The following is a 7,637-nucleotide window of genomic DNA, read 5'->3' as shown; positions in this document are numbered from 1 at the left end:
AAATAATTACCGCATTCATCATCAATATCCTGTTTCCCTGTTATTGATTTTATCCTGCATTTTTCGAAAGGAAATAATCTCCCGGTAACGTTTGGTTTTCACCCTTATGTTGGAGACCATTTCCTTCGATTCCATTTCTTTTTGCTTTAGGATTTCAGCGCGATCGGCGTCACTCATTTTTAGGTAATCGCTGGACAATACCTGGTCAATAAAATCCATTGTTTCCAAAGAATTATCTATGATGCTGTTGAAGGATTCCGTGACCCGGTTAATCTCATCGGGTTTGATATAGGGAGAGTTTAAAATATCCTGAAGGTCATTTTGCATCACATTGATGAGCCGCTGATTGTTTTGTCCTATTTCTTGCACTGCTTTTAATTGCTTCACGACATTATTGACCTTTTCAAGGTTTTCCTTTTGATTTTTCAGAAATTTTACGGTCTTTACAAGATTGGAAGTCTGTTTTGCAGACTCAACAAGTGATTTTACCAAGCTTACAAAGTTGGTATTGTCATAAACGGGCATCCCTTGGCACGCAGCGCGTGTAGGCAAGAAAAGGATGATTACTGTTGCAACGATTAAAATTTTTGTCTTCATAATATTATGTTTTAGAGGTGAATTCTTTTATAGCCATTTCCATATCTTGTGTCTTTTTATAAATGGCCATTATAGCCTCATTTTCCTGTCCATCGGTCAAGTAAGCGGCATATACTTCTTTCGGAACTTCCAACCGGAAAATGTTGCTTTCCTTTCCAATTTTGATAAACATTTCAGTATACTTTCTTGAGCCGAAAAGGTTATTCTTGATGGACTTTAATTGATTCAAATCGTGGCTAGAGAGGTTGAGCCGTTTGACCAGTTCTTCATAGCCTTTCTCATTGTTTAAGCTATAAATGACCTGGGTGTTTTCGAGAATACTTGCGGAAGTGGAATTGTTGGGAAGTTGATTGATGGATTGCAGGATGATGCCAATCGCACCGTTTTGTTTCCGGATCGCTTGATAATAGAACTCCACACTTTCCAATACATTTTCAAACTTCAGTTGCTTGGCGAACTCATCGAACAGGATGATTCCTTTTTCAGCACGATTCTTCCAGATGGTTCGTTGAATAGCCGATTTGATCAGCTTCAACATTACGGACAGAATTTCTTTATTATCCTTTACTTCGTCCAGTTCAAAAACAATAAGGCGTTTATCCTCGATTTTGTAAGTCTGGTCTTCGCTGACTTCAAACAGAAAACTATATAGACCATCGCCAACATACTCCGACATTACGTGCAAGAAGCTGGTAATATTGAAGTAGTCAGGATGGATTTTAAGCGTATCATGAAGGTCTTTCTGATTGCTTTCAATAAAGTTGTAAAAACCATCCAGCGAGTGATTTTCTAAAACACTATTGTAATAATGGCGTAATATCTTTTTTACGGAAACCGATTGTGCCTTGGTCACCTTTAAATCAGAAGCAAACAGTTCAAAGAGAAATACCGACAAATCTTCAAGGCGTTCCGGTGTCAGGTCATTGGTATCGCTAATATAAAATGGATTGATGCCCAAGTTTTTTCCGCTTTCGTAGCGGAGTACGGTGTATTGTTCAGGATAAAGTTTGGCAAATTTGGTATACGAACCACCCAAATCGATAATGACCAAGCGCACATCACTCTCAAAATATTGGCGCAGGATGTTATTAGCCAAAAAAGATTTCCCTTCACCTGTCGGGGCGAAAATGGCAAAATTTCGTGCCTTAATGCGCTTTTTTTGCTCGTCCCAGACATCTTTAAGCACAGGAATATTATGTTCCCTATCGTTAAATATGATTCCGGTGGAATCTGATTTGTAATTACTGTTGTTAATGAACAGGCAAAGTGCGTGTTTCAGGTCCGTTACATATAAGTCATTATTCGAAAAATTAGAAGAAAAACAGCAGTAGCTGTTCAGAATATAATTCTTCCGTTCCTCACCTCTTGGGTAATAAGGAATAATGTCCAGTTCCTTAAACTCCGTTTTAATTTTAGAGCTGATGCGGCTGAGGTTCGCGGGATTTTTATCCCAGAAAATGATGTTTAAGTGTCCGCGTATAATCCGGGCATTGTCATCGGCATTGATCTGATCCAAGATGTGCTGAATTTTTCCAAGAACCACTTTGTTTTGTGAGCCGAAATTCGAGCTCTTGTTCAGTTCCTCGACTTTCTTATCAAGCAACTTGCGCCACTTGTGTTTGTCATCCAGATACAAGATTTGGTTGACAATATGGTTCTCGTTTAGCGTTAGCCCTAAACCATCAATAAACCCTTGATGAAATACAAAATCGTCTGAAGTGAATTTATCATTGGTTTTGCTACTCTGTACACTTTCGCCAAAGCACAGTTCGCTGTTGATGGCCAGGGCATCAAAATAATTTTCGCCTATATTGACGTTTTTCTTGTCTAGTATGATATCGGTGTCAAAGCCTTCATTAAAGCCATTGAAGTATTCTTTGGTTATCGCTTGAATTTCTTTAGAGTCAAGTGGAACAAATTTCATTTTCCTACTATTATTGATAAAGGAAACTGAATCACTTACGGCATTTATAAAACGCTGTACATTATCATCCAATTCTTGTATGATACCCTTTGAAACCTTGCGGAAAGGATTGACATATTTAAGATTGTTCAGCGCTTTATTTTTGGTCAGGGTGAAGAAGAGATAGCATTTGTGGTCAATATACTCGCGGCCTTTAAAATGATCGTGTGTGGCCTTTTCCAAAAATGTTTTATTGGAAAGCTGTTCAGAGGTATAATGCTTTTTGAGATAGACATCTTGCTTGTGAACCACGGTACCAACAGGCAATGATTTCAATGCTTGAAACCAAGCACTGTGCATATCTTCAAAGTCCTTTTCCGATAAGGAATAAATTTCTGGTAGGTTTCCTTTATAGCATACCACTACATTGCCATTATTGGCAAATAGGATATTGTCTTGTATATCCCCAATGGGTTGATAGGTAGAAAGGTTAATCTTATTCATAATCGAGACCGGAATTTCTTTTGTTACTGATGCTTTTTGGGAAAGATTTTGCCATCTGGAATAGCTGCGGATTGCTTGTAATTCGGGTGAGGGCGATATATAAGACTGAATTGAGAATCAATACGCCAATGATCACTCCAAAACTGAACGAGAAGATAATGACCAATAAAGAAGTAATTATGGAAATGATCATCACCGCAAAGAGGGAAATAGGCAATCCAAAAATGACTGCCCTTTTCCTGATGTTTTTATAGACCTCGAACCGTTTCATTATACTACGATTCCAATGAGGTATGTGAAAATACCCACTACTGCACCGGCAATAAGGACAAAAACAAGCACACGGGTAATCCCTTTTTTTAGGTCTGCATTTTCTCCAAAGAAATGGCCTGCGTTAAAAAGAAAGCCGATTAAGAAAATTACCCCCAGGATTATGGGGAAAATGGTTCTAATGGTATTCGACACATCATCAACAGAATCTTCAATGCCGCCAATTTGTGCAAAAAGAGAACTTGAGAGAAGCGAAAGACAGGTCGCTAGGTAAATAGATTTTTTCATAACGGAACGGTTTAAATTTTTGATTCGTTTTCGTTATGAGAAAAGTACATATATTTTTGTTTAAATACCTGTAAATCAAATAATTGTGGATAATATATTATTTGATTTTTAATGACTTAATTTGATATTAGATAATATCAAATTCTATGGGATTTTGGATGGAGGCTGTTGATAACTCGAAATGTAGAAATGAAAAAGGTGCTCAAAAACGTCAGTTTTGTGATTTTGCTCCTTCAACTATGCATCATTTTTGGATAGGAAACTGGATTAATAAAAAGAATAGTAATTGATGTTGGCCACGGCGGAAAAGATTCCGGTGCTATCGGAATAAATGGAATTAAAGAAAAGGATGTTACGTTGAATATTGGTTTGGAAATTATAATGTTTAACGCAAAATCAGAAACACCATTGGATATTTACTTAACCCGTTATAGTGACGCTAATTTCATTATCGGATAGAACAAAGCTGGCCAAGGCACTGAATGCTGATTTGTTTATTTCCTTGCACTGCAATCATTCTCATAATCCTATTGCAAGAGGGATTGAGGTATATGTTGGCAAGAACGAATCTGGAAATTTAAAGGAGTCTGTTTGGTTTGCCTATCAATTGCAGAACCAAATAAAAAAGCAGTTAGGATTTAAAAGTAGGGGTGTTAAGTTTTCTAATTTTCAGGTGTTGAGGAAAGCTGGCGGTTTTTACCCTGAAGCGTTGGTGGAGTTGGGGTTTTTGTCCAACGATTATGAGTACGTGTATTTGTTGGATAACAGAAACACCAGAGAATTAGCATCGATCCTTTTGATGAGGATATATAGTGTCAAAAACTAATTTCTCATATCAATGTCAAAAGGTAGCCTGTCAATGCTCCACCAATTACAATAAATGCACTGTTCATTTTCTTAAAGACAAAAACAGCGATTATGCTTAAAACAGCAATTAAAATTGTCCGCCAATCGGTCAAGGTGTCTTTTCCCATCTCCACACAAACGGCTACAATTACAGCAACGGCTGCAATGTTCACTGCGTCTAAAAATGCTGCAATAATTTTCGATTTAGGCATTTTTGGAATAAGCGGATTGAGTATAGCAACAAAAATGAAAGAAGGAAGGAAAATTCCAACGGTCGCTGCGATTGCTCCCCAAAATCCGTTTAACTGCCAACCGATAAATGTTGCCGTTGATAAAACGGGTCCAGGTGTGAATTGTCCAACTGCTACGGTATCAATTAATTCTTGACGTGTCAGGAAACCTGTACTGACCAACTCTGCATCTAAATAAGCAAATAGCACCACCTACTTTTAAAAATGTTAAAAGTATTTTTAGGTTACTTGCTGATGCTGTTACTTGCAATAAAACGAGCGGAGTAAAACTGTTCAGGTTGTTTTTAGAGTTGCGAATAAAATACCAAACCAAGAAATCCACAAGCAAACAACGCCAAAATTTCGTGAACGCCAAGCAAACAGGCAGTCAATGTCAACGCTCCTAAAATTCTAAGTTCAATATTTTTGAGTACTTTTTTTCCAAGTCGATAAACTGCTCCAAGAATAATCAAGACCTTGAATCAACGTTTGTACAAATGGGTGCGCAACAAGTACAAACGGTTAAAGAAGAATCATTGGTATTATTCACTCAAACATTTACAAGGAATAGCAGAGAGCTATCCGAATATGTTTGAGCATTGGAAGTACGAAGGCTTCAGACCGTGACTTGGATTTTGAAAAGCCGTATGAATCGAAAGGTTCACGTACGGTCTGTGAGAGGCCTTATGTTTGTATTCGCACAATCTTCTATGTAAATGATTAAATTTATGTTGATAGAATCAATATTAACTAAAAATCATAAGCGTATGAAAAATATAAGTAAAGACCCGGATTTTTATGGGAAAAATATCTATACAGGTATTGATACCCATTTGAAGAATTGGAGAGTTACCGTAATGATAGAAGATTCTTATTACAAAACCTTTTCAATGAACCCGAAAGCAAAAGAGTTGTCATACTATTTAAAGAAAAACTTTCCTAATGGGAACTATTTTTCAGCTTATGAGGCAGGGTTTTGTGGATATAGTGTTCACAGGTCATTAATAGGGGAAGGCATACAAAACATAATAGTTAACCCTGCAGATATCCCTACCACAGATAAAGAAAAGAAACAAAAAGAAGATTCACGTGATAGCAGGAAGATTGCTCGCTCATTACGAAATGGAGAACTTGAAGGGATTTATATACCATCTCAGAAAACGGAAGAATTGCGAAGCCTAATGCGCTATCGGAAAACACTAGTAAGAGATATAGGTAGAAACAAAAATAGAATAAAATCATTTTTATACCGCCATGGAATTGAAGTACCCTGCGAGTTGGACACGGCTTCAAAATACTGGTCTTCTAACTTTACAAGATGGTTGAGAGATGTAAGATTAAGTACTGATTTTGGGCATACTATAATACTTAATATTTTAGATACTGTCACCTTGCTTAGGTTAAAGCTATTGGAAGTACAAAAAGAATTAAGACGAATTGCAAAGCAAGAGGAATATTCTCAACAAGTTAAATGGCTTACCGGAATTCCTGGAATAGGTTTAATAAGTGCCATGACCCTACTGTCAGAGTTAGAGTCCATTTTTCGGTTTAAAAATTTAGATAAATTATGCTCCTATATTGGATTAGTGCCAACCACCAATAGTTCAAGTGAAAATGAAAGAGTTGGCAGCATTACCCCAAGGAGCAATCAATATCTACGTGGAATGATAATAGAAAGTGCTTGGATATCCATAAGAAGTGATCCAGCATTGGCATTAGCGTACAGTAATTTATGTAAGCGTATGAAGCCCAACAAGGCAATAATTAGGATTGCGAAAAAGTTATTAAACAGGATAAGATATGTACTTAAAAATCAAACAGAATATGAATATGCAATTGTATAAAAACAGCTTTTACCGAAAGACAGCTATCTAAACCTTGCGGTACAAAAAAAATGTATCCGTTCTTGTGAGAGGCTGCTGCTTTCAATTATAAAAAATTAAACAAGGAAATGCGGCCTGATGGTCCGTTGATAGAAGGTTGTTTTTATAATTTGTATATTTTTAAACTCAGAAGAGAATATGCCGATAGGATTTAAAAATCATTCTTGGCTGAATCTCTCATGAATTTCATCAAAAAAAATCGAATCCAACACTACCCAATCGAAAAATTTGGTAAGAAAAATTGGATTACAACATAGAAGGTTTAGGGGTGAGATTCCCCTTTACCTACTCGACTTCGTTCTTGCTATCAAACTGTTGAAGCATTGTATCCAAACCTTTCTTTAAATGAGGTAGAAAAGTGAGAAAAATTCTCAAATCCAACTTGCAGATAAACCTCAGAAGGTTTCTGTTTTTTTTCTGAAATTAAAAAATGGGCTTTATCTAAACGCATATCTTTCAACCATTTTTCAGGTGTTTGGGAGAACGTTTTCTTGAAATCTCTTTTAAAAGTTGAAATACTTCTACCTGTTAGTTTTGCAAATTGTTTTATAGGCACATTGTAGGTAAAATGGCTTTTCATAAAGGCTTCCAAATCAATTTTAAAAGGTTCGCTAAAATCAAAAAGCAATTCTTTTAGTCTTGAATCGTATGCTAATAAAAGTTCAATTACTTCTTTGGTTTTCAGCTCTGACAATCGTTTAGTTAGCTGTTCGGGCTGCTCGAAATAAGGAACAAGAGAATCAAAAAATCCTGTTATAAAACGATTTTGATTAAGTTGAAACATCATTTTGCCTGTATAAGGCAATTTGGTGACAATTTCATTTTCTGTACTATATTGCTTTAATGATTCTTCGTCTAAAATAATACCAATAGACTTAAAAGGTTGTCCATCAGCTGAAGGAATTTTAATTGATTTGGCTAATTGGTTCCTTTTTAGAAATCCGATTGTTCCTGGAGTGTATATTTGTGTTTCTTCGTTATTGTAAACACGTCCTTCTCCTGATAGGAGAATAGACAATGTATGTTCTCCCCAAAAATGCTCCTGGCTAAACTGCTGCTTACTTGTACAGGAAAGCAATATGTTATGTTGAACAATATCGATCGTTTCCATTGTAT

Annotated in this window: 7 protein-coding genes and 1 pseudogene; 2 read left to right on the top strand and 6 right to left on the bottom strand. The window is 36.4% G+C overall.

Going from position 1 to position 7,637, the window contains the following annotated elements:
* Nucleotides 1-21: 21 nt before the first annotated feature.
* Genes FVB9532_RS17790 through FVB9532_RS17775 form a run of 4 tightly spaced genes read right to left on the bottom strand, consistent with a single transcriptional unit; the run spans nucleotide 22 to nucleotide 3,562 of the window.
* Nucleotides 22-597, bottom strand: coding sequence for a TrbJ/VirB5 family protein (locus FVB9532_RS17790; protein ID WP_150546529.1), 576 nt, complete (start codon nucleotides 595-597; stop codon nucleotides 22-24).
* Nucleotides 598-601: 4 nt separating this feature from the next.
* Nucleotides 602-3,004: a TraG family conjugative transposon ATPase gene (locus tag FVB9532_RS17785; protein ID WP_150546528.1), complete on the bottom strand. Its 2,403-nt coding sequence runs from the start codon at nucleotides 3,002-3,004 to the stop codon at nucleotides 602-604.
* Nucleotides 2,997-3,275: a hypothetical protein gene (locus tag FVB9532_RS17780; protein WP_150546527.1), complete on the bottom strand. Its 279-nt coding sequence runs from the start codon at nucleotides 3,273-3,275 to the stop codon at nucleotides 2,997-2,999. The genes FVB9532_RS17785 and FVB9532_RS17780 overlap by 8 nt, the downstream gene beginning before the upstream one ends.
* A complete protein-coding gene (locus FVB9532_RS17775) occupies nucleotides 3,275-3,562 on the bottom strand; it encodes a hypothetical protein (protein ID WP_150546526.1) in 288 nt (95 codons plus the stop codon). The genes FVB9532_RS17780 and FVB9532_RS17775 overlap by 1 nt, the downstream gene beginning before the upstream one ends.
* 270 nt (nucleotides 3,563-3,832) lie before the next feature.
* Here FVB9532_RS17775 and FVB9532_RS17770 point away from each other — a divergent pair.
* A pseudogene (locus FVB9532_RS17770) lies at nucleotides 3,833-4,388 on the top strand (N-acetylmuramoyl-L-alanine amidase family protein).
* A gap of 4 nt (nucleotides 4,389-4,392) precedes the next feature.
* On the opposite strand, the gene FVB9532_RS17765 reads toward FVB9532_RS17770, so the two are convergent.
* Nucleotides 4,393-4,848 (bottom strand): chromate transporter, encoded by a 456-nt coding sequence (locus FVB9532_RS17765; protein WP_228482388.1) that lies wholly within the window; start codon nucleotides 4,846-4,848, stop codon nucleotides 4,393-4,395.
* 557 nt (nucleotides 4,849-5,405) lie between these two features.
* Here FVB9532_RS17765 and FVB9532_RS17760 point away from each other — a divergent pair.
* Nucleotides 5,406-6,482, top strand: coding sequence for an IS110 family RNA-guided transposase (locus FVB9532_RS17760; RefSeq protein WP_194716576.1), 1,077 nt, complete (start codon nucleotides 5,406-5,408; stop codon nucleotides 6,480-6,482).
* 346 nt (nucleotides 6,483-6,828) lie between these two features.
* Here FVB9532_RS17760 and FVB9532_RS17755 read toward each other — a convergent pair whose 3' ends face one another.
* Nucleotides 6,829-7,632, bottom strand: a complete 804-nt coding sequence (locus tag FVB9532_RS17755) for a helix-turn-helix domain-containing protein (RefSeq protein ID WP_150546524.1) — start codon at nucleotides 7,630-7,632, stop codon at nucleotides 6,829-6,831.
* Between the last annotated feature and the right edge of the window lie 5 nt (nucleotides 7,633-7,637).

Source organism: Mesonia oceanica (assembly GCF_902499555.1).
Lineage (GTDB): Bacteria > Bacteroidota > Bacteroidia > Flavobacteriales > Flavobacteriaceae > Mesonia > Mesonia oceanica.
Note: the sequence above shows the minus strand (reverse complement) of the source record. Positions and strands in the feature narration are given on the sequence as shown.